Origin of the sequence: Kocuria dechangensis, from assembly GCF_014636775.1 — a bacterium.
Taxonomy (GTDB): domain Bacteria; phylum Actinomycetota; class Actinomycetes; order Actinomycetales; family Micrococcaceae; genus Kocuria; species Kocuria dechangensis.
Genome location: NZ_BMEQ01000064.1, coordinates 1 through 2,911 on the forward strand (window position 1 = coordinate 1; position 2,911 = coordinate 2,911).

The 2,911-nt window shown below is 65.5% G+C and carries 1 protein-coding gene and 2 pseudogenes; 2 read left to right on the forward strand and 1 reads right to left on the reverse strand.

Annotated features, from left to right (window positions below; all coding sequences use genetic code 11):
• Positions 1 to 288: pseudogene (locus IEW07_RS20595) on the forward strand (transposase); the annotation flags it as partial.
• A 190-nt stretch (positions 289 to 478) separates the two neighbouring features.
• Here IEW07_RS20595 and IEW07_RS20600 read toward each other — a convergent pair.
• Positions 479 to 1,633 (reverse strand): annotated as a pseudogene (locus IEW07_RS20600) (IS30 family transposase); the annotation flags it as partial.
• Positions 1,634 to 1,791: 158 nt separating this feature from the next.
• Here IEW07_RS20600 and IEW07_RS20605 point away from each other — a divergent pair.
• Positions 1,792 to 2,904, forward strand: coding sequence for an IS256 family transposase (locus IEW07_RS20605; RefSeq protein WP_268235561.1), 1,113 nt, complete (start codon positions 1,792 to 1,794; stop codon positions 2,902 to 2,904).
• Positions 2,905 to 2,911: the final 7 nt, after the last annotated feature.

A 2,911-nucleotide genomic window follows, 5' to 3' on the forward strand; every position in this document is an offset into this window, starting at 1 on the left:
CCCGACGCCGGCCGGTCAAGTTGCACGCGGACAAGACCTACGACAACCGGAGGGTGCGCCGCTACCTTCGCCGGCGCGGCATCACCGCCGAAGATCGCCCGCATCGGCGTGGACTCCAGCCAACGCCTGGGTCGGCACCGCTGGGTGGTGGAGCGCACCATCTCCTGGCTGCTGGCCTTCCGCCGACTGGCCATCCGCTACGACCGCAGCGCCACCACGATCACCGCCGTCGCGACCCTGGCCATCACTGTCATCTGCGCCCGGCGGCTGCCCCGGAAGGACTATTGAAACCACTTCTTATGCCCCGTACCTTCAAGTGGTGGGTCGGTGCCGTCCATTGCTGACCCGGCAAACGTCCGGCCAGATCATCACCTCCAGTGCCCGCCTGGTCCTCGGCTTCGCACCCTGTCTCACAACTTCGTTGTTTTCTATCCGGCGAATTCCAGTGGTGCCTGCAACACCGGATTTAGTTGACTGGGTTCGAGACTAGCTCGGCGAGGACTTCTGCGGGCGTTCGGTAGCCGTGACGTTTGCGTGGCCGGCGGTTGAGTTCAGCGGCCACGTTCTCGAGGATTCCGGGCCCGTGGAAGGACAGATCGGTGCTTTTCGGGAAGTACTCGCGGAGGAGCCCGTTGGTGTTTTCGTTGCTGCCGCGCTGCCAGGGCGAATGCGGATCGCAGAAGTAGATGGGCATACCGGTCGCTATCGTGATCTCCTGATGCCGGGACATCTCCGCTCCTTGATCCCAGGTCGTCGAACGGCGCAGCTGCTCCGGGAGGGTATTCATCGCGGTGATCATGGCGTCGGCAACGGTGCGGGCGGTGTGGTCCCCCGGCAGATGCAGCAACATCACGTATCCCGTAGTGCGTTCGACGAGGGTCCCGATCGCGGATTTCGATGCCGTTGAACCGATGATGAGGTCCCCTTCCCAATGGCCGGGAACAGCGCGGTCCTCGACCTCGGCCGGCCGGTCAGAGATCATCACCATCTCCGGGAACCGTTGCGGGCGAGGGCCCTCCGGCCTTTGCGGACGCCGACTCACCCGTCCGGACCGCAGCGCCGTCGCAATTTCCAGGCGCAAGGATCCGCGGCCCTGGACGTAGAGGGCCTGATAGATCGTTTCGTGTGACACCTGCATCTCCGGATGCTCCGGATGCTCCACCTTCAGTCGGCCAGCGACCTGTTCCGGGCTGAACCGGTCGATAAGCATCGTCGTGACCTGTTCCCGTCACGCTAACCCGTCCAACTTCCGCGGCTTCGGCCTACGGGCACGAGCCCACGTCTGCTCCTGCGCCAGTGATGGCGAATACCGGTCACTGACGCGGTTCCTCGCGACCTCCCGGCTGATGGTCGACGGAGCCCGGCCCAGAAGGGCAGCGATACGACGCACGCCATGGCCCTGGGCAAGCTGAAATCCGATCTCTTCCCGCTCACGCAACGACAAAAGCCCTGCACGGGGCACACTGAAATCCGGAACCGGCGATGGCAACACCTTCTGATGGTCGCTCAACCACCGGTACGCAGTTGGACGCGACACCCCCGCGGCCTGCGCCGCTACGGCTACCGACAGCCCCGCATCCAACCCTTCCCAGAAGGCTAAACGAACACTCAACGGCGACCACGGCCTGCCCATCGACGACACCCCACAGAATTCAGGGTGTTGCACTCACCACCTGAACTCGCCTCCGCTGGCTTGCGAGTCATTGCTCGCTCCAGCCGACGTTGCTTCGGGGACTATCGCAGTAACGGTGTAAGAGGCCCAATCACCCCCTTCGGGGTTGGAGGGTCGACATGAGCGAGAACATCGAGACACTGGTGGACGTGAGCCCACCGACACCCGGTGACGAGCCGGAAGAGAGTCCGCAGCTGAGCGCGGCGGAACAGGACGCAGTCCGGGAGCTGGTCCGTCAGGCGAGGGCCAGCGGGGCCGCTCTGACGGGCCCGGGCGGACTGCTCAAGCAGCTGACCAAGATGATCGTCGAAGCCGCTCTCGACGAGGAGATGAACGAGCACCTCGGCTACGAGCAAGGCGAGCCCGAGGGACGGAACCGCGGCAACTCGCGAAACGGGAAACGGGCCAAGACGGTGATCACCGACAACGCCGGCCCCGTGCAGATCGAGGTGCCCCGGGACCGCGAGGCGTCCTTCGATCCGGTGATCGTCAAGAAGCGCCAGCGCCGCCTGTCGGACCTGGACCAGGTGGTGCTGTCGCTGTCGGCCAAGGGGCTGACCACCGGGGAGATCAGCGCGCATCTGGGCGAGGTCTACGGGGCCGAGGTCTCCAAGGACACCGTCACCCGGATCACCGACCGGGTGATCGAGGAGATGCAGGCGTGGTGGGCCCGGCCCCTGGAGCAGGTCTACGCGGCCATCTTCATCGACGCCATCATGGTGAAGGTCCGCGACGGGCAGGTCCGCAACCGGCCCGTGTACGCCGCGATCGGGGTGGACCTGGGCGGGCACAAGGACATCCTCGGGATGTGGGCCGGGGACGGCGACGGGGAGTCGGCGAAGTTCTGGTACGCGGTCCTCAACGACCTGAAGTCCCGCGGGGTGCGGGATGTGTTCTTCGTGGTCTGCGACGGACTGAAGGGCCTGCCGGACTCGGTGAACTCGGTGTTCCCGCTGGCCACGGTGCAGACCTGCATCATCCACCTGATCCGCGGGACCTTCCGCTATGCGGCCCGGCAGTACTGGGAGGAGCTCGCCCGGGACCTGAAGCCGATCTACACGGCCCCGACCGCCGCGGCCGCCGAGGCGGCCCTGGAGGAGCTGGAAGAGAAGTGGGGCAGAAGATATCCAGCGGTCATCCGGCTGTGGCGCGGGGCGTGGACGGAGTTCATCCCGTTCCTGGACTACGGAGCCTGTTGCAGAATCCGCTTGCAAGAGCCGGTCCAAGGCTGATTCGCCG

What these genes read in the sequence shown, in the direction of transcription:
- IEW07_RS20605 (WP_268235561.1), top strand. Translation starts at nt 1,792, where the DNA reads ATGAGCGAGAACATCGAGACACTGGTGGACGTGAGCCCACCGACACCC.